The sequence below is a fragment of the Hymenobacter sp. HD11105 genome (assembly GCF_054051685.1).
In genome coordinates, this window is sequence record NZ_JBSWBR010000002.1 from 65,148 (window position 1) to 84,355 (window position 19,208).

At 56.9% G+C, this 19,208-nt stretch carries 16 protein-coding genes; 7 read left to right on the forward strand and 9 right to left on the reverse strand.

The genetic code is table 11. The features are described from left to right. Window positions 1-107: 107 nt before the first annotated feature. From ACW9KT_RS06755 to ACW9KT_RS06765, 3 genes are all read right to left on the reverse strand, one after another. A complete protein-coding gene (locus ACW9KT_RS06755; protein WP_457078657.1) occupies window positions 108-1,328 on the reverse strand; it encodes a Gfo/Idh/MocA family protein in 1,221 nt (406 codons plus the stop codon). A 292-nt stretch (window positions 1,329-1,620) separates the two neighbouring features. Continuing rightward, window positions 1,621-2,763, reverse strand: coding sequence for an SDR family oxidoreductase (locus ACW9KT_RS06760; protein WP_457078659.1), 1,143 nt, complete (start codon window positions 2,761-2,763; stop codon window positions 1,621-1,623). Window positions 2,764-3,150: 387 nt separating this feature from the next. Further along, a complete protein-coding gene (locus ACW9KT_RS06765; protein ID WP_457078661.1) occupies window positions 3,151-3,666 on the reverse strand; it encodes a hypothetical protein in 516 nt (171 codons plus the stop codon). A 322-nt stretch (window positions 3,667-3,988) separates the two neighbouring features. On the opposite strand from ACW9KT_RS06765, the gene ACW9KT_RS06770 reads away from it, so the two are divergent. From ACW9KT_RS06770 to ACW9KT_RS06790, 5 genes are all read left to right on the forward strand, one after another. After that, complete coding sequence (locus ACW9KT_RS06770; RefSeq protein WP_457078663.1) at window positions 3,989-6,232, forward strand: TonB-dependent receptor; 2,244 nt, start codon at window positions 3,989-3,991, stop codon at window positions 6,230-6,232. Window positions 6,233-6,418: 186 nt separating this feature from the next. Beyond that, the gene (locus tag ACW9KT_RS06775) at window positions 6,419-7,114 is read left to right on the forward strand and encodes a hypothetical protein (RefSeq protein ID WP_457078665.1); all 696 of its coding nucleotides are present in this window, start codon (window positions 6,419-6,421) and stop codon (window positions 7,112-7,114) included. Window positions 7,115-7,185: 71 nt separating this feature from the next. Beyond that, window positions 7,186-7,857, forward strand: coding sequence for a hypothetical protein (locus ACW9KT_RS06780; RefSeq protein WP_457078666.1), 672 nt, complete (start codon window positions 7,186-7,188; stop codon window positions 7,855-7,857). A gap of 87 nt (window positions 7,858-7,944) precedes the next feature. Further along, window positions 7,945-8,988 (forward strand): sensor histidine kinase, encoded by a 1,044-nt coding sequence (locus tag ACW9KT_RS06785; RefSeq protein ID WP_457078668.1) that lies wholly within the window; start codon window positions 7,945-7,947, stop codon window positions 8,986-8,988. Between the two features lie 151 nt (window positions 8,989-9,139). After that, complete coding sequence (locus ACW9KT_RS06790; RefSeq protein WP_457078670.1) at window positions 9,140-9,940, forward strand: LytR/AlgR family response regulator transcription factor; 801 nt, start codon at window positions 9,140-9,142, stop codon at window positions 9,938-9,940. Window positions 9,941-9,978: 38 nt separating this feature from the next. On the opposite strand, the gene ACW9KT_RS06795 is transcribed toward ACW9KT_RS06790, so the two are convergent. The 3 genes from ACW9KT_RS06795 to ACW9KT_RS06805 all read right to left on the reverse strand — a co-directional run bounded on the left by ACW9KT_RS06795 (window position 9,979) and on the right by ACW9KT_RS06805 (window position 12,640). After that, entirely contained in the window at window positions 9,979-10,752 is a 774-nt protein-coding gene (locus tag ACW9KT_RS06795; RefSeq protein ID WP_457078672.1) for a LytR/AlgR family response regulator transcription factor, read from the reverse strand. A 159-nt stretch (window positions 10,753-10,911) separates the two neighbouring features. Further along, window positions 10,912-11,637 (reverse strand): LytR/AlgR family response regulator transcription factor, encoded by a 726-nt coding sequence (locus ACW9KT_RS06800; protein ID WP_457078674.1) that lies wholly within the window; start codon window positions 11,635-11,637, stop codon window positions 10,912-10,914. Beyond that, window positions 11,606-12,640 (reverse strand): sensor histidine kinase, encoded by a 1,035-nt coding sequence (locus ACW9KT_RS06805; RefSeq protein WP_457078676.1) that lies wholly within the window; start codon window positions 12,638-12,640, stop codon window positions 11,606-11,608. Before ACW9KT_RS06805 ends, ACW9KT_RS06800 begins: the two co-directional genes overlap by 32 nt. A gap of 264 nt (window positions 12,641-12,904) precedes the next feature. Between ACW9KT_RS06805 and ACW9KT_RS06810 the strand changes: the two genes are divergently transcribed. Then, window positions 12,905-13,834: an ABC transporter ATP-binding protein gene (locus ACW9KT_RS06810; protein ID WP_457078678.1), complete on the forward strand. Its 930-nt coding sequence runs from the start codon at window positions 12,905-12,907 to the stop codon at window positions 13,832-13,834. Next, a complete protein-coding gene (locus ACW9KT_RS06815; RefSeq protein WP_457078680.1) occupies window positions 13,831-17,448 on the forward strand; it encodes an ABC transporter permease/M1 family aminopeptidase in 3,618 nt (1,205 codons plus the stop codon). Before ACW9KT_RS06810 ends, ACW9KT_RS06815 begins: the two co-directional genes overlap by 4 nt. A gap of 19 nt (window positions 17,449-17,467) precedes the next feature. On the opposite strand, the gene ACW9KT_RS06820 is transcribed toward ACW9KT_RS06815, so the two are convergent. From ACW9KT_RS06820 to ACW9KT_RS06830, 3 genes are read right to left on the reverse strand one after another with little or no spacing between them, the layout of a single operon-like run. Then, entirely contained in the window at window positions 17,468-17,599 is a 132-nt protein-coding gene (locus tag ACW9KT_RS06820) for a hypothetical protein (RefSeq protein ID WP_457078682.1), read from the reverse strand. A 35-nt stretch (window positions 17,600-17,634) separates the two neighbouring features. Beyond that, window positions 17,635-18,144 (reverse strand): DoxX family protein, encoded by a 510-nt coding sequence (locus ACW9KT_RS06825; protein ID WP_457078683.1) that lies wholly within the window; start codon window positions 18,142-18,144, stop codon window positions 17,635-17,637. A gap of 32 nt (window positions 18,145-18,176) precedes the next feature. Next, window positions 18,177-19,205 carry a sensor histidine kinase gene (locus ACW9KT_RS06830; protein ID WP_457078685.1) on the reverse strand — a complete coding sequence of 343 codons (1,029 nt, stop codon included), beginning with the start codon at window positions 19,203-19,205 and terminating at the stop codon, window positions 18,177-18,179. Between the last annotated feature and the right edge of the window lie 3 nt (window positions 19,206-19,208).

Genomic DNA, 19,208 nt, shown 5'->3' on the forward strand with positions numbered 1-19,208 from the left:
CGTTCTCTTTGATTAATTAGTAATCCAACATCAGCATGAATGAGGCTCTGCGCTGCATGATGGCATAACAAAGTATGCGTTTGTTAACCTAACTGCTTACCCAACCTCTACCGGCTATTTGTGCGGTCGATAATATTCTGCACGTCTTTAGTGGATACCTTCTGGCCGGTTTCGGCGGCGCGGTAAATGGCGGCCATGAGTTGCACGTCGCGCAGACCCATTTCGCCGGGTACGCGGGTGGGTTTGTTGTTTAGAATACAGTCGGCAAAATCATCCATTTGTAGGGCCTGCTGATTTACGTTTTGGATGTTCATCGGGCCTTTGCTAGTGCTGCCTTTGATGCCGCCATAGCCGAACGCCGGCTCTAGCCCAAACTTACCGTTGGCCGCTTCCACTTGCAGGCGATTGGGCAGACTTTGCGCGTAACTAGTGCGGCAGTCAGCCACCGAGCCGTCGGCAAATTGGAACTGCCAGTCTACGCCGGCTTCGACCTCTTTGAAGTAGTTGTTGTTAGTGGGTTTGGGCGCAAACTTGGCTGTCACGGAAGCCGGAATCTGGCCTTTGGTATACACCACGCCTTGCACGCAATAAATACCTAAGTCCACAAGCGGACCGCCGCCGGCCAGTTCTTTATCTACGCGCCAGGGCGTGTCGTTGCTGAACACGTAGCCATTATCGGCCACAAGGCGTTTGATGGGGCCGTGCACTTGCTTTTGGCCAAGGCGCATCATCTCGTGGTGGTGGGGCTCGAAGTGCAAACGGTAGCCAATGCTGAATTTCTTGTTGGCCTTTTTAGCGGCCTCAATCATGCGACGACACTCGTCGGGCGTCATGGCCATGGGCTTCTCGCAGATGACGTGCTTGCCCGCCTGCAGTGCCCGAATAGTATACTCGGCGTGCATAGCAATGGGCAGCACGATATACACAATATCAATGTCGGGATTGTCGGCAATACGGTCGAAAGACTTGTAGTCGTAGACGTTTTTGTCGGGGATATTATACTTGGATTTCCACTGTGGCACCTTCTCCGGCGAGCCCGTCACGATGCCGGCCAAGCGGCACAGCTTGGTTTCCTGCAAGGCAGGCGCCAACTGGCCCGTGCTGTATTTGCCCAAGCCTACCAAAGCCACATTCAACTGCTTGCCCGCCTGCCACGCTTCCAGACTAGCCGGCCCAAAGCTGGGGTTTCCCAATCCGCTCAGCGAGCCGGCCAAGCCCGAAGTGCCCAGAAAAATGCCCCCCAGACCGAGCGAAGCATGACGAATAAAGTCGCGGCGCGATGTGTGGGCGTTTACAATAGCGAAAGAATTATCGTCGGAGGTTTTCATAGAGCAAGCGGCGAAAGAGTATGGTAGCAATACCGTGCTAAGTAGCTGGAGGTTGCGTTGGGTAGCGGGCAGGTAACTGAAGCAGCAAGAATCAGGGCTACTTGTCGGTCTCGTTAGCTGGAGAAGCACCCATCAACGTAAGCACGCATCTGTGTCAAAATTGGCCTTAGAAAAGCCCAAAGACCGGACGGGCTTCTGCCGGCATTTTGCTGGCAGAAGCCCGTCCGGTCTTTTCGGTTTCAGTGTAATGATAAGTCGCAGTATTTACCAAAAGCCAGAGGCTAAGTAACTGCTAAGAAATAATCTCAGTGAGCTTGACTTCGCCCCGAGGGTTGTCAATTTCAATCACCCTAGCTGCACTGACCGCCGGTACATCATTCTCAGCGGGAGCCGGCGTATCTGGTTGGCTATTCTGGGCTTTGCCATTGCGGGAGTTGAGCAGCATCCAAGCGGCCGCGCCGAGGCCGGCTATAGCAGCCGTGGCAAGCAGTGGGCGCTTCTCGAGCTGCACGTACACGCTGCCTGAGCGGAACCAGCCTTCGTGCGACCCATTCTCCTGCAAACCATAGCCGGCTTTGTGCAAAGCGCTGGTTTTGGGGTTGATAGCCGGCCGCTTGGGGTCAAGCTGAGTGGGGTACATATACTTCTCCAATACTTTGTCCAGCAGGCTGGGAGCGAGGCGCGCTATCATCGTGAAAAGCTTTGCCTGAAAACCCACGTACATCTCCCGCTTGGGATGAGCGGCGGCAAACAGAATGGCATCGGCTACGGCCTCGGGCGGGTACACCATGCCCCGGTGGGCGGGCTGTTGGGGGAAGTAGCTCTGCGCGTGTTCGTTGTAAGGCGTATCGATGCGGCCGGGCTTTATTACCGTCACCGACACGGGCGCCTTTTCCGCTTCCAACTCCATACGCAGCGCATTCGACCAGCCATGCAGTGCGTGTTTCGAGGCCGCATACGTCGTCTGTACTGGCGTGGGGTAGTCGCCGAACAGGCTGCCCACATTGATAACAGCACCTGGCTGACCCCGCTGCTTATAGTGCTGCACAGCCAGGCGTGAGCCGTACACAGTGCCCCAAAAGTTGGTGTCAAACATGCGCTTCATATCCGGTATTGATACCTCATCGCAGTGGCCAAAGATGGATACGCCCGCGTTGTTCACCCAGGTATCAAAGCCACCGAACTCGGCCACGGCCGCTGCGGCCAGCCGAAACATATCTTCCTCGCTACCTACATCGGTCGGGACAGCCAGCGCTTGTCCGCCCTGGCTGTTGATTTCTTCGGCTAATTCCCGAATGGCGGCTGCATTGCGTGAGGCCAGCACCACTTTTGCGCCCTTTTTGGCCGCCATACGCGCCGTAGCTAGGCCAATACCGCTGGAAGCGCCGGTGATGACAATCACTTGTTGATTGAGAGGTTTTAACGTAAGATTCATAATGAAAATAAAGTGAAATGAGGTTGCGGGAAACGAGCGTGCACAGTTACCCTTTACAAACCGCCGACCAGAGCAGCTGACGCCAGAAATAGAAAGTGGGGGGTGAGTGGTTCTTAACTTAACAAGCTGAACAATATAGTCTTGCGTATTGCTAATGGTAACTATTGCACTACTAGGAGTTACGGCACGAAGGCCGGGGTGTTATAGCTGAGTTTTATAAAAAGTCCCTAAACTGAGCATTATAAGCTTCGCTGTATTGGCGCAAAAAGCCCCCCACAAGGCCAAGGTCATGACCTATGCTAGAGTATAGTGCAAAGCCACGAAACAAGGCAATAAAAAAGCGGCAACTGACGCATCAGTTGCCGCTCCTAATTCTTGACAGACCTTCTAGCGCAAACGCTGATCGTCGGCGATGGGCCGGTCGATGATGCGGCTGCGGCCGTGCATAACGGTATTGGTGGCTACCGGCTGGGTCTCAGCGGCGGGTTGAACGGTAGTATCAGGCTCATGACCCGGCGCGGGGCCGTGGGCAGAAAGCGGTACCCCGCCGTGCTGCTTCACGTAGCGGCGAGCATATTCGTTGGCGTTTACAGCGCCGTGGTGGTCGAGGACCTGTTGTACCCGCACGGCATCCTCACGCGAGGGCACATGCACGGTGAGCGTTGTGCCACAGCGGGCAGCGGCGGCGTGGTCGCGCACATCGTGCTCGTGACCGGTAAATACAGCCCGGAAGAAGTTGTGGAAGGCGTCGTTTTCGGGAAACTCGCCCGTAGGATTATCCTGCGTGACGTCGGCCGTGGTTACGTCGATCTGTTTGCGGCTGATACCGAGACTGTTGAGCTCGTGCACGGCATTATTGGCGGTGTTGGCGTTTTCGAAGACACCGATTACAGTGTGTGTCATAGCAGTTGTGGGCGTTAGGGAAAGATGAATGGAAAGGAGCGAAGCCAGAATGAAACCTTGGGGGCTTTTTTCAACGACGATTGCCTGGTCTAGGTTAGGGCGAAAGCGAAGCGGCTGCGAAACACAAACAAGAGGATTTCCCGCCGCGATATTCTGATTGAGTTAGTCAAAATTGCGCTAAAGCGCAAGCCTCCAATTAAGTGCAGCGGGTTCGCGCGGGCTTTTCAAACGCTTCATCCGCCTTATCATACACTTCAGTAACCTTTCTTTTCATCGGGGCAGGCAGTCGGCCACTTTTGGTCATCACTTCGCCACTACTCCAATGAAACGACTGCTACTTCCGCTGCTTCTGCTCCTGACTATGGCCGGCTCACTGCTTGCCCAAACCGCTACTACCACGCTCAGCGGCACCGTCCGCGACCAAAGCGGCCACGCGCTGCCCGGCGTTAACGTTTTCTTGAAAACCACCTTTGATGGCGCCACCACCGATTCGCTGGGCCGCTTTCGCTTCAGCACCCGGCAGACGGGCACACTGCCGCTGGTAGTAACGCTGCTTGGCTATCAGGCCCAGGAGCAAGCGGTTGTGCTCGACGGTACCACCCAGCGCTTTGCTTTCTCCTTGAAAGAAGCGCGCAACCAACTGGGAACCGTAACCATTACCTCCGGCACGTTTGAGGCCGGCGGCGACAAGCGTAACACCGTTTTTTCCTCACGCGATGTAGTGACTACCGCCGGGGCCTCCGCCGACGTGGCCGGCGCACTCAACACCATGCCCGGCACCACCCGCAACGGGGAAGAAGGCCGTCTGTTTGTGCGCGGCGGGGCTGCTGGCGAAACCCGGCAGTACCTGGATGGCGTGCCTTTGCAAAGCCCTTATAACGCGAGCGTATCAGGGGTGCCGGCCAGGGGGCGTTTTTCGCCGATGCTGTTCAAGGGTATGGCCTTTAGCACGGGCGGCTACTCGGCCGAGTACGGGCAGGCGCTGTCGGCTATCGTGGCCTTGCAATCCGAAGATTTGGCCCCCGAAACCCAGACGGGCATTTCGCTCTTGTCACTAGGCGCCCTGAGCCTATCGCACCAGCAGCGCTACGAGCGGTCGTCGGTGGCCGTGACGGGCGATTATATGAACATGCGCCCTTATTTCGGGCTGGTGCCCCAGCAGTTGCTCACGGCTTTTCAATCGTCAGGGGGCTCGGTGGCCTTGCGTCAGCGGACCGGCGAGGCGGGCATGATAAAGGCGTACGGCGCGTTCAACCAGCAGCGCATCGGCGTACGCCAGCCCGACGCGGAATGGGAGGGAGGCCGCCCCGTGGAGTTGGAGGCCAACAACGTGTACCTGAATACCACGTTTCGGAGTCCACTAAGCAAAGGCTGGTCGGTGCAGGCGGGTGCTGCCGGCACGCGGGATGTGCAGACGGCTAGCATTGCCGTTCGCGACACTCAAACCCAAGCAGTGCGCGACCAGGCCCGGCACGAGATGGAGCAGTCGCTGGTGAGCCGAGTGATGCTCACAAATGATTCGGTTAGTGCCAGCTTCAATTTGAAACTTGGAGTTGAAGGCTTGGTGCAAGGCAACGAGCAACGCTACGAATTTGCCCCCCAGGACACTTCCTTCCGCTTTTCGGAGCGTCGGCTGGCTGGATTTGTAGAGTCTGACATTGCCTTCAGCAATAAGCTCGTGGGCCGTGTAGGTGGCCGGGCCGAATACTCGGGGATACTGAACCGCTGGAACGCGGCTCCCCGCCTGGCGCTGGCGTATCAAGTAGATGAGAAAACGCAGCTCTCGGGTGCTTGGGGCTACTTCTACCAAACCCCAGCTTCCGATCTGCTGCTGCGAGCCGCGCAGGTGCAGGCCCTTCGCTTCGAGCGGGCTCAGCACTTCCAGCTCACCTACCTGCGCAGCTACCACGACCGCACCCTGCGGGTGGAAGCCTACTCCAAAACCTACGGCCAACTAGTGCGCTACGATGAAACTGCCCCCCAGAACCCGCTAACGCCCTTCGACCCCGCAACGTACCGCAGTACCGGTCAGGGCTACGCCCGCGGCGTGGATGTACTCTGGCGCGACCGCAAATCCATCAAGAATGCGGATTACTGGGTGAGCTACGGGCTAGTAGACACGCGCCGCCAGCAGCGCCTCGACCCGGTGCTAGCCGTGCCCACCTTCGCGGCGCGCCACAACCTGTCGGTGGTAGGCAAATACTGGATTTCCAAGCTGCACACGCAGGTAGGCGCTACTTACACTTACAACAGCCCCCGCGCTTACCACAACCCCAACGAAGCCGCTGGCTACAACCAGGGCCGCTTGCCCAGCTTCCAGGATTTCAGCGTGAATGCCAGCTACCTCACCACGCTCTGGAAAAACCTGACCATCGTGCATGTGTCGTGCACCAATGTGCTGGGCCGCGAGAACGTGTTTGGTTACCGCTACGCCCCTACACCCGACGCCAGTGGGCAGTATTCGCGCATGGCCGTGCGGCCTTCGGCCCCACGTATGGTGTTCGTGGCTTTGCTTATATCCATCAATAAAAAGCAGCCAGCTGATATCAATACGGCTCCGGAGTAAGGGCCGTGGGGTGAGGCCCTCGTTGAATGGGCCGAGAGTGAAGCTTCTCATCCACTGCATCCGCCGCTTCATCCGCCTCATCCGACACTTCAGTAACAGAAAATTTTCTCAGCCTCAGAGTAAGTCCACCTTTGACGCAGTTGTTCCGCAGCGCGTTTTTCCTCACTTCTCAATATCCTGAAAATCATGAAAAAGCTCATCCTTCTACTGGCCCTCGTTGCCGCTTCCTTCTCAACCTTCGCTCAGCAAACGGCCACGCCAGCAAGCGCCGCGCCGGCTGGCTACACCGAAATGATGGCCGCCACCATCAAGGAGTTAAACAGCACTGGCGACCCTGCGCAGCTCAAGCAAATCGCCAGTAAGTTTGAGCGCGCCGCTACTGCTGTACCCACCGATTGGCTGCCCGCCTACTATCAGGCCTACAGCTACTTGATTACTTCCTTCCAAAGCAAAGAAGATGGCGACACCAAGGATAAATACCTCGATCAGGCGGAGGTTGCGCTAACCCAGGCCCGCAAGCTGCGCGGCGACGAATCAGAGCTACTGGTGCTGCAAGGCTATATTTATCAGGCCCGGTTGGGAATTTCGCCCATGGTGCGCTCGGCTAAATACTCGCGCATGGTGAGCGAAGTTGTAAGCCAAGCCAAGGGAATAAACCCCGCCAACCCGCGCGTTTATCTGGTGTTGGGCAACAACATTTACTTTACGCCGAAGATGCTGGGTGGCGGCCCCGAGGCTGCTAAGCCACTATTCGAGGAAGCCAAAGCTCGATTTGCCGCCTCGCAGCCCAACAGCCCCTTGGCGCCCAGCTGGGGCGAGCGGCAGGTGTTAGGCCGATTAAAATCATACGAGCAAACGGCGGCAGCTCAAGCAGCCAAGTAGCCTAGTAGGCATCGGGCGCGGCTCTCAGCAGTGCCCGATGCCTTTGTTTTCTCTCCGTAACTTTTGCCATCATGGACCTGCTGCATCACCTCAATATCGGCTTGCATATCCTGTGCGGCACGCTCGCCATGCTGCTGGGCTTGGTGCCGATGCTCGGCCCGAAAGGTGGCACCGGGCACCGCCGTTTCGGGCGCTGGTTTCTGGTTGCCACGGCGGGCGTACTGATTACGGCAGTGCTGGGGCTGGCGGTGTTCAATTTTCGCGGGTATCTGGTGGGAATTGTTCTGCTGAGTGTGTACCAGGCGTGGTCGGGCTATAGGGCGGTGCGCACTCGCGCCACGGGCCCAGCGCGGCTAGATGGCTGGGTGGCGATTGGGGCGCTGGTAAGTAGCGTAGTGCTCGTATTGTGTCTCAAAGCCATTGAGCTGGTCTGGACGCCGGGCATTATTTATTCCACGCTGGGTGCTTTGGTTGTGATGACGCTCTACGATTTGGCGCGCTTTCGCTTCGTGGCCGCGTGGCGCCGCACGCTGTGGCGCTACGACCATCTTTGGAAGATGATTAGTGCTTATTTCGCGTTGGTATCGGCTTTTACGGGTACGGTGCTGCCGCAGTATAAGCCTTATAGTCAGTTTGGGCCGTCGGTGGTAGGTGTGCTGCTGGTGCTGGGCTTTGGGCTGTATTATGCGCTGCGTGGGGCTGCCGGTCAGCCCGATTTATTAACGAATAGCAGTTCCGCCTGACCCATGACTTCTCGCCCGTATCTTGCCAGCACTCCCACGCTTGTGCCTGTTGTCCAGGCTGGCTCTATGTCTACTCACGCCCCCACAATGCCCCCCAGACAAGCCACCCGGGCCTGGCTACGTGTGATTCTGACGCTACTGCTGCTTTCCAGCGTCATCAGCTTGCTCACCTGCCTGAAGTGCCTGGATAATCCGCGGGAGATGGTAGTGAATTTCGTGCTGACCAGCATCTACACCACAGGGCTGTGGCTAGCCAATGGATACTCCGTTGATTGGCTTGATCGATACGTAAGATGGAAGCAGGCCCCAGCTAAGCGCTTCGCCCTTACCCTGCTGGTGTCGCTGGGGGGGTCTTTGGTGGTGATTCTGATCGTGCGCCTAGGTTATATTCTTTATCGGGGGCAAAATCCGGCCTTGTTGTTTTCGCCCCAGTACATTGATGGCTACCTGTTTCCGTTGGTTATCACGGCGCTAATTTCCATGTTCATGCACAGCCGGTCTTTCCTGCTGGGTTGGCGCGAAGCCGTGGTGCAAACCGAGCGGCTCCAGAAAGAAATGGCTCAGGCCGAAGCACAAACCCTGCGCCAGCAGCTCGATCCGCACTTCATGTTCAATGCCCTGAACGCCTTGACCTCCCTGGTAGAGGAGGAGCCTCAGCTGGCCGTACGCTTTATCCGGCAGCTTTCCCAGGTGTACCGCTACGTGCTCGATGCCCAGGGCCGGGAAGTGGTGCCGTTGGCCGATGAGCTGGAGTTTGCTCAGGCCTACCTGTTCTTGCAGCGCATCCGCTACGGTGAGGCGCTACAGGCTAATTTGCCCGACCCTAACAGCGTGCCCTCCCACCTTATGGTGCCGCCTTTGAGCTTGCAGCTGCTGCTCGAAAATGCGCTCAAGCACAACATCGCCTTGCAGCAGCAGCCCCTGCACATCAGCGTCGGGCTGAATGTGGCCGCCCGCCAACTTACCGTGCGCAATACCCTGCGCCCACGGCGCCTCAGCCCCGAGGAGGCCAGCGGTTTGGGCCTGCGCAACCTGAAAGCCCGCTACGCTTTTCTGACTTCTCAGCCCCTCCTTATTCAGCCAACTGACACTGAGTTTGTCGTGACGCTACCACTGCTGGAGCTGGGATAATCGGAGCGTAGAGACGCTAATACGCATCTAATCATTGGACGATAGGAAGCCACACTTACTACCCCACGACCTGGGTGATTGAAAGGTAAATACACGTCTCTACATTTGGCGAAAAAAGCCCCCTAGGCAAGAAGAACTACAACTAATACTCATGTCAACTCCCGCTCCGCTCCGTGCCCTTCTCATCGAAGATGAACCACTAGCGGCCCGGCGCCTGACCGACCTGCTGCGGCGCCAGCAGCCCGCCGTGGAAGTAGTAGCCACCGCCGAGTCAGTGGCTGCGGCCGTGGTGCTGCTCAATACCCTGCAGTCGGCGCCCGACGTGCTGTTTCTGGATATTCACCTGGCCGATGGGCTGAGCTTTGAGCTGTTTGAGCGCACCGTAGTGCCCTGCCCGGTTATTTTTACCACGGCCTACGATCAATATGCTATCCGGGCCTTCAAGGTAAATAGCGTCGATTATTTGCTGAAACCTATAGATGCTGCTGAGCTGCAGAGCGCCGTGCAGAAGCTGCGCGAGCGGCGCAGTTCCACCCAGCTCGCGACTCCCGCTGCGGCCTTCGACGCTACGTTGCTTGCCCAGATATTGCAGCAGATGCAGGCCCGCCCCACCTACAAAGAGCAGTTTGTGGTGCGCGTGGGCGAGCACTTGAAGGCCATTGCCACCGACCAAATTGCTTACTTTTTTAGCCTCGAAAAAGCTACCCTGCTCCAGACCCGCGAGAACCGCCGCTTCGTAGTAGACTACACGCTGGAACAGCTGGAAAGCTTGCTCGATCCGCGCCAATTCTTCCGCCTCAACCGCACGTACTTAGCCCAGGCCAGCGCCATTCAGGACATTATTCACTATACCAACTCCCGCCTCCAAACCGTGCTCCAGCATTGCCCCGAAGGTCCCGTGCTGGTAAGTCGGGAACGGGTGCCGGCCTTCAAGGCCTGGCTAGATAGATAGAATAAGGCGGCGCGAATCTTTAAATATGTGCGTGTTGTTTAGCCTTCCAGCCACTGTTTAAACGCGCTGGCTTTCTCCCGGCTCACCACCACTTCATCGGCAGGGCTGGGGGCCAAATCCAGCTTCAGCTTGCCATTAAAATAAGGATGCAGGCGCTGCACGGCCTGCAAATGTGCCACATACTGTCGATTAAGCCGAAAGAACTGCCGCGGGTCGAGCAGGCTTTCCAGCTGCTCCAGCGTGTAGTCTACCACGAAGCGGCGACCGTCGAGAGCGGCCAGCGTGGTGACTTCGTGGCGGCTTTGAAACCAGGCGATTTGCTCAGTTGGCAAGGGCAACAACTGCTCGCCGCTGCGCACCAGAAAGCGCGATTTGTAGTGCTGATCGGGGCGGGGCAGGCTGTCGAGGAGGCGCTCTAGGCGCTGGCTGGAATCGGTGGGTGCCCGGGTAGCCGGGGCACGCCACTGCTGGAGCTTGGTAATGGCCGCCGATAGCTCCACCAGCTTAATGGGCTTGAGCAAATAGTCAACACTGTTGGCTTTGAAGGCCCGAATGGCGTAGGCGTCATAGGCCGTAGTGAAGATGACCGGACTATGCACCACGGTGCGCTCAAACAGCTCCAGACTCAAGCCATCGGCTAGGTGAATATCGGCCAGAATAAGGTCGGGGGGCAAATTTGACTGAAGCCAAGCCAACCCGGCCGTCACACTATCCAGCACGGCCACCACTTGGGCATCGGGCGCTGCCTGGAGCAAGAGGCGCTGCACCCGCTCGGCGGCCGGATACTCATCTTCCAGTATCAGAACGGTCATGCGAGATTTAACTAGTGTCAGCAGGTATCGGTAAACGTAAGTTGGTCTCCAGCAACAAAAAGCGAGTGCTTTGCATGCCCAAATCAGGTAAGCAGAGCTTCTCTAGCGGTTGCTATCGTTGCTTGTCTTGCCCTGAAGGTAGGCTCGAAAAGACCACTATTAAATTCCTTTCAGCCTTTTGAAAAAAGCCTCAGCGTAAGTATCGCTAATGGGGATTAATTGGTCGGCAATGCGAATCCGGTTTTTCTCGATGTGGTCAATTTTGTCTAGTGCGACCAGAAAAGACCGGTGTACGCGGGCAAAATCCTGGGCGGGTAGTAGTTCTTCGAGTTTAGCAAAGTTCAAGAGGGTCATAATTCTCTCCTCGGTGGTATGAATCCGTAAATAGTCCTTCATGCCCTCCACAAAGAGTATATCGTGGGTCGCTACTTTCTGAATGCGGTGCCCGACTTTAAGAAAAATATACTCCTGCTCCGACTTCGCTTCCGCTTTTTCTCCCTTCTTCTCTAAGGAGTGTGGGGGGCTTTTTTCCTGGTACAGACGTAGAACGCCTTTATAAAACCGTTCAAACGTGAAGGGTTTTAACAGGTAGTCCTTCACCTCCAAGTCATAGGCCTTCAGCGCATACTGGTCGTAGGCGGTGGTGAGGATAATCATGGGCTTAGGGTTCAGCATCGGGATGAAGCTGAGCCCATCCAGGTCCGGCATGTTGATGTCCAGAAACAGCAAGTCGGGTTTATCTTCCGCCAAATGAGAGGCGGCCTCCAAGGGGCTCATGAAGGTCCCTTTCAACTCTAGAAAAGAGACTTTCCGGATGTATTCTTCCAGTATTTCTTGGGCCAGATGCTCGTCCTCAATGATGTAGCAGGTGAGCTTGTCTTTCATGTGCCTGTATGTGAAGACCGTGGATGGTAAGCGCGACTGTGAAGGTTTCGCCGGTGTTCTGAATGGTCAGCGTATGCTGATTAGGATACAACAAAGCCAGCCTTTTTCGAACATTAGGTAAGCCGATGCCGCCCGGTTCTTCGAGCGCAGTAGTCATTTTTTTTGCTATTGGGTTTTGCACGCTGAAGGCTAGGGCGCCCTCCTTTACCTCAACCCTCACCTTCAAGTCGCCGGGCTCCAATCGGGCAGGGCTGTGTTTGTATGCGTTTTCTAGCAAGTGAATAAACAGCAACGGGGCAATGTAACAGGATTCAGTTTCTCCCTCTATCTGTAGGTCTACCACTGGGCTGTTCTTGTAGCGGAGTTGCTGCAAGCTCACGTAGTCCCGCAAATAGTCCATTTCCCTGGTCAGCGGAACCGTGGCCGCGTTGGACTCATAAATCATGTAGCGCATCAACGAGGCCAGGTGCATGACCGCCTCCGGTGCGGCCGGTGCTTGCTTATACACCAGCGTGTGGATGTTGTTGAGGGTATTAAACAGGAAGTGCGGGTTAATCTGTGATTTCAGATTAACCAATTCGGCCTCCACGGCTTGCTTCTCCAGTTGCTCTTTCCGGATCGTGTTCAGTACCAGATTTTCGGTAACTCGGGCCAACCAACTCAGGAAGAGAAAGATGCCCACCGTAAGCTGGTGCATCATGTAATACCCGAAGTAATGCATGAAATCGAACGGCTTTTGGTGAAAAACCAAAAACGGAACCGGCCCGGTCAGCACGATTGCCGCTAGCCGCAGCCAATAGCTTCTGCCTTTCCGCTGACCGCTATACTGAGTCAGCAGGTAGAAATTGAGGTAAAAAACATACAGACAGGTAGCAATGAATCCCGCCGTGGTGCTACGCCAATGCACATCGGTGTCACTGCTCAGCTGCAAGACGGCCAGCAAGGTGAACAAGACCCAGACGACTAGGTGAATCAGCCAGAAGATTCTTTTGACACGCTCCATAGCACAAAGGTGGGTTTTCCTGCGGTTGCCCGAGTCACTGCTCGACCAGTTGCGAAGCCTAATCTATAGAAGAGGCAAAGGAGCCTGCCAGTGCGTTGGCGGACGCAAAGCCCAACTTGGTCGAGTACTTCAGCGCATCAGCATATCGCATTTCGCTATCCGATTCGGCAAGAATTGCTTTGAACTGAAATAGAGACGGAAAGCACCAATCAAAGGGCTTCCCTTGCCTCCGATTGAAAGATGAACCGAAGCAAACCCGATAACATGAAAAATCACCCGTTCGGCCTGACCATCCGCAATGTCTCCAAAAAATATGCGAATGGCGTGCAGGCATTGCACAATGTGTCGCTAGATATTCCGCCGGGCATGTATGGGCTGCTCGGCCCGAACGGCGCGGGTAAATCCACTCTTATGCGCACGCTCGCCACGCTGCAAGAGCCCGATGGGGGGCAAATATTTTTAGGCGACCTCGATGTAGTAAACCAGAAAGAAGCGGTGCGTGAGACGCTGGGCTACCTGCCCCAAGAGTTCGGCGTGTACCCCAAAGCCAGTGCCGAGGAACTGCTCGACTACTTCGCGGTGCTGAAAGGAATTACCAACCGGGCAGTGCGCCGGGAAACCACCGAGGCCCTACTCAAACAAACCAACCTTTGGGACAAGCGCAAGCAGAAGCTGGGGGGCTTTTCCGGGGGCATGAAGCAGCGCTTTGGCGTGGCGGTGGCCCTGCTGGGCAACCCCCGGCTGCTCATTGTCGACGAGCCCACGGCGGGCCTTGACCCGACCGAGCGCGTGCGCTTCCTCAACCTGCTGAGCGAATTAGGCGAGAACAGCGTGGTCATCCTCTCCACCCACATCGTGGAGGACGTCTCGGAACTCTGCACGCACATGGCCATCATCAACCAGGGCCATATTTTGCTAGAGGTGCAGCCCCTACAGGCCGTGGCCGCCCTGAATGGCCAGATCTGGCGCAAACTGACCGACAAACACACTTTGCCGGCGCTGGAGCAGGAGCACCAGGTCATTTCGGCCAAGCTCTTGAGCGGGCGTACCATGGTGCATGTGTACAGCCCGGAAAGGCCCGGCAATGGGTTTGAGCCGGTGGAGCCGGACCTGGAAGATGTCTATTTCAGTGCTATGACGGGCTGCTTTGGCATGGTTAGTCAGCAACCGAAAGCGGAGGGGATAACGCTATGAAATTCCAACGGATTTTTGCGCTGGAATTCAGCTACCAGCTTCGTCGGGCCGCTACCTGGCTCTACTTCGGGGTCATATTACTCATCACTTTTCTGGTTGTCATTGCCAACTATGCCTCTGATGCGCGGGACGGGTACATTTTACTGAATGCGCCCATCGTCATGGCAGCCGTCACGGTTATCTGCTGCGTGTTTTGGCTGGTGATAGGCGCCTCCGTGGCGGGCGAGGCGGCGGCACGCGATGTGCAGACCCGCATGCATTTGCTTACCTACGCGGCCCCCGCCAGCAAAGCTGCCTACCTAGGCGGGCGTTACCTGGCCGCCTTTGCCCTGAGTGCGCTCCAGTTGCTCGCCATCCCGGCGGGTATGCTGCTGGCCATGCACTTTGCCGGGGTAGAAGCCGAGATTCTAGGTCCATTCCGGGTGGCACCCTACCTGACTACCTTTTGCTTTATCGCGTTGCCAAACGCCTTTTTCGCAACGGCCATGCAATTTTCTGCGGCGGCGCTCAGCCGCCGGGCCTTGGCCAGTTATCTGGTCGGAGCGACCTTGTTCGCGGCGTCCTACACGATATGGCCGCTGCTGGAAAAAGGGGGAGATTGGGGAAATCTGGCTGATCCGATGAGTTTTGGCCCGGTGCTGAGCCATCTGTCCATTGACTGGAGCCCACAGGAGAAAAACACGCGCTTTCTGCTGCTGGAGGGCTCATTTCTCGCCAACCGCCTCCTGTGGTTCGGCATTTCGCTGGGCCTGCTCGCGTTTACCTACTTCCGGTTTCAGTTTGTGTTGCCCGGAACCGGCCAAAAGCAGCCGTTGGGTAAACCGCTACCCGCAGCGGTGGCAGCCTGGGAGAAGCTGAACTGGGGAACCGGGGAAGCGTTGCCGCAGGCCAGGGGAACGTATGACTGGGCCACCCAACTGCGCCAGTTGCGCCTCATCACCTGGGAATCTTTTCTGCAACTGGCCAAAAGCAAGGCCGGGCTACCTCTGCTGGCCGTCTTCGCCCTGCTAGTGGGGGCCACCATATCCGGCAACCTGAAGGGCCGAGGTGTGCCCTTGCTGCCCCGCACCGACTTTGTTCTGGAGTACCTGACCGCTCCCTTAGCGGGGCCGGCAGCTTTCTGGGTCCTCATTGCGTTGCTCATTATTTTCTATGCCGGCGAGCTGGTGTGGCGGGAACGGGAAACCGGGCTGAGTGAGGTTGCTAACGCGGCGCCAGTACGCGAGTGGGTACTTTTCCTAAGCCGATTTCTGGCGCTGGCCTTGGTGTTAGTGGTGTGGCTGGCTTTCTTAATGACGGCTAGCCTGGTGGCACAGGCGGCCATAGGTGGTGCTTCACCCGAAATTGGACTGTACGTGCGGGCACTATTCGGGCTGCAGCTAATCGACTGTCTGCTTTTTGCCCTACTGGCCCTCACCGTGCATGTGCTGGTGAATCAGAAGTTTGTGGGGCATCTGGTGGCGCTGCTGGTCTACGGGTTCATGTCCTTTGCGCCTACGCTGGGCATCGAGCACAAGCTGCTCATCTTTGGCGCCAGTCCGCTCTGGACCTATACCGATATGGCCGGCTTTGGGCCGACGCTGGCGCCCTGGCTGTGGTTCAAAGGCTACTGGGCAGCGTGGGCGCTGTTGCTGGCGGTACTGGCGGTGCTGTTCTTAGTGCGGGACCGAGACATAAGTGTTGCCGCCCGGGTCCAGTTGGCCAGCCGGCGCCTCACGCGTTCCTGCTTACTTGTTTCGGCGGTGGCCGTGGGGGGCATTTTTACTTTAGGCGGGTTCATCTTTTACAACACCAATGTGTTAAATGGCTACCTGAACTCCTCAGCAGCCACGGCGCAGCGCGCCGCCTACGAGCACCGCTACCGCCGGTACCATAATGCCCCCCAACCTCTGCTGACCGGCGTAAACCTGCAAGTGGAAATCTATCCGCAACAGCGGACGGTGGCAATACAGGGTACGTACCTGCTGGTGAACAACAGCCCGGCACCCATCGACTCCATTCATCTGGCAACCGGGGCCGGCGTTGAAACCGCTGCTGTAAACTTCGACCAGCCCTTCAAACAGGTTCACCGGGACGAGGAGCATGGCTACCATATGTACGCCCTAGCCCGCCCCCTGCAACCCGGCGACTCGCTGCGCCTGCGCTTCCAGGTGAAGCATAAAGCGCAGGGCTTTTCCAACAACGGGGCCGATGCGCAGGTACTTGCCAACGGCACCAGCTTTCAGAATATGGAGTGGCTGCCGGTGCTAGGATACCAGCCCTACCGGGAGCTGGATGAGGCTGGCGACCGCAAAGCCTATGGCCTGGTTCCCCGGCCCGCCACCTACTCGCTTTATGACGTAGCAGCCCGCCGGTACGCCCCGTTTCCCGAGCAAATCCACTTGGAGGCCATTGTGGGTACAGATGCCAACCAGATGGTGGTGGCGCCAGGTACCCTGCGCCGGACATGGACCAAAGCTGGCCGACGTTACTTCCATTATGCCACAGATGCGCCTATCCGCAATGAATATTCCTTTTTCTCGGCCAACTACGCGGTGCAGGAAGGAAAATGGCAAAACCCATCAGCCGGCCCAGAGCAGGCAGTTGCCATTGAGATTTACTATCCCCCGGGGATGACAGAGAACCCGGCGCGGATGGTCCGGAGTGCCCAGGCATCGCTGGATCATTACACCCAGCAGTTCGGACCTTACCCGCACCGACAACTCCGCTTTGTGACTCATGCCAGCTACGCCTTCGGCAACCACGCAGCGCCGATCAACATCACGGCGGAGGAGGGATTTTTCCTCCTAAACCCGAAGGCGGACAAGCGAGGCTTTGATTTAGTGACGGCCGTGGTGGCGCACGAGGTAGCGCACCAGTGGTGGGGCAACCAACTCAAGCAGGCCTATGTAGAGGGAGCCGGCCTGATTACTGAGAGCCTGGCGTGGTACTCAGCTATGGGTGTGATGGAGGATGAATACGGGGCTGAGCACCTTCAGCGGCTGCTGAGTTTCCTACGGGAAGAGAACGAAGCGCCGCGCACCCGGGCCGCCTTGCCGCTGCTGCAAGCCAACGACTTTTACCATAACTACCGCAAAGGTCCCTTCGCCCTGTACGCGCTAAGCCAATACATAGGTCGGGACCAGTTAAATGGAGCGCTGCGGCAGTTGCTGGCGAACCACCGCCCCGGGAAGCTTCCCCATCCAACTTCGCTGGACCTTTACCAGGAGCTGCAGACGGTAACGCCGGACTCGCTCCAACCGCTCCTGCACGACTTATTCAAAGCCAACACCTTTTGGGAGCTGGCGACAGAAACAGCCACCGCCAAACAGATCAAAGGAGGTGCTTGGCAGGTGACGCTCACCTTGCAGGCCAGTAAGCAGGTGGTGGATAGCGCCGGCATCGAAACGAACCTACCGATGAAGGATTGGGTGGAAATCGGAGTTTTCGGACCTGCTAAGGAGGGAAAGGAGGTAGGCAAGCCGCTCTACTTAGCAAAGCACCGCATCGGCGCCGGCAAGCAAACAATTCAGGTAACGGTGCCTAGCCAGCCCGCTCGGGCCGGCATCGACCCACGACACCTGCTGATAGAGTTAAAATTAGAAGACAACGCCCAAAAGGTGAAGCCTCAGTAAGCGAGCTTGTCCAAAACCTCTAGGGCATTTGGGCAGCATATGACCGGCTTGGAAGGTGGGCAAAGTAGTTAGGAAATGCTATCGGGCCCCCAGCAGCGGCACCCAACTGCTCAGCAGTTGGGTGCTCATCTTCTAGTGCTAAAACGGTCATAGAGAAATCGGAGCTAGTGGCAATCAGCGGATTAGTTAATCGAATGGATAGGGGATGAAGTATGTCTCCTGAGGAAATAAAGCGAGATAGAAGGGCAAGATAAGGGCGAAATACCACGTCCAGGCAATGAACAACAGCTGGAGCGGAATTCGAAACCAGAGGTAACGCGGCCCCGGTCCATCGAAGGTGCCGGTCTGATAGTTCAGGTGCCGGCGAGCTGCGATAATATTGCCAGGCAAAATCAGGACGAAAAAGGCTATCAGCAGCCTGCCTGTATGCCAGCGCAAGGCAGGAATGAGCAGCCCTACGGCCGCTACTATTTCTAGCACACCAGTGGCGAGTATCCAGGCCTTTTTAGCTGGCAAAAATTCGGGCAACATACCCATCATGCCCTTGGTAAAAACGAAGTGCGCCATGCCCGTAAACAACAGCATGGCAGCCATGGCACCGTTGCCGGCAAGCACATAGTTAACGTGGCCCTGCCAGATATACGTGGCCGCCGCCAGCAGCCCAAATACGCCAAGCAATACAAGTAAGGGTTTCATGGCAATAAGTAAGACAGAGGAAAAAGCAGTTCTTAGCGGGGCCCAAGCAGCGGAAGCTGCACCCGAAACCACTGATCTGTAGTGCTGATTTCTACCGGCTGGGGGGCATTTAGGAGCTCGTAGCGGTGCTGCACATTGCGCAAGCCGGTGCCCGTGCCCGGAGCAAGGCCTGCCAGGCGCGGCTGTAGCACGTTTTCTACGGTGAAATAGCCGGTAGCTGGGTCGGCGGTGAGGCGCAGCTCCAAAGGATTTTCGCGTGAGGCTACATTGTGCTTGAGCGCATTTTCTACCAATAGCTGCACGCTGAGCGGGGCCACGTGCCACTCGAGGGCTTCGGGCGGAATACGCTGCTCTACCCTGATATTCTCCCGAAAACGAGCTTTTTGGAGAGCTACATAGGTGTCAACGAAGGCCAGCTCCTCGGCCAGGGGCACGGTGGTTTTGTCGCGGCTGAGCAGCACATAACGATACACATCGGCCAGCTGCTCAACAAACTCTTGGGCGGGTTTATTGCTGGGCTCGATGAGAGCGGCAAGCGTGTTGAGGGAGTTAAACAGAAAATGTGGATCGAGCTGACTCTGGAGTGCCTCGAGCTGACTTTGCACGCCAGCTCGCGTGAGCTGTTCGGCCCGCCGCACATTTGCTGCCCACTGCTGAAAAAAATGCTGGCTTTCGTACACCAGCATCACCACGCTGGTAGGCACCAGATCGACCACAACCTGAAAAAAAAGCCGCTCTACGCTTAGCACTCCAAACGTCTGTACAGGCAGCAGAAGCGTGAGCAACACCGTAATGCTAATCGTGGCTAAGCTAGTGTAAACCAGGCAGGTCGCCGTTAGCCACCACAGGCGCTTGGCGGTTTGATCTACGAGGGGAAATTGGTGGCAAAGCCGCTGCCAGATGGCGCGGGTGCCCAGCCAGATGGTAAGCGTATAGCTAAGCGAGATGGCCCAGCTAACTAGAAAATAGGGGATGGAGCGAAAAGCGTGCGGAGAGTTGGGTAGCAACATGAGCACGCTTACCATCGGAATTCCAAACAGCAGCAACCGACGGTCGTTCATAGT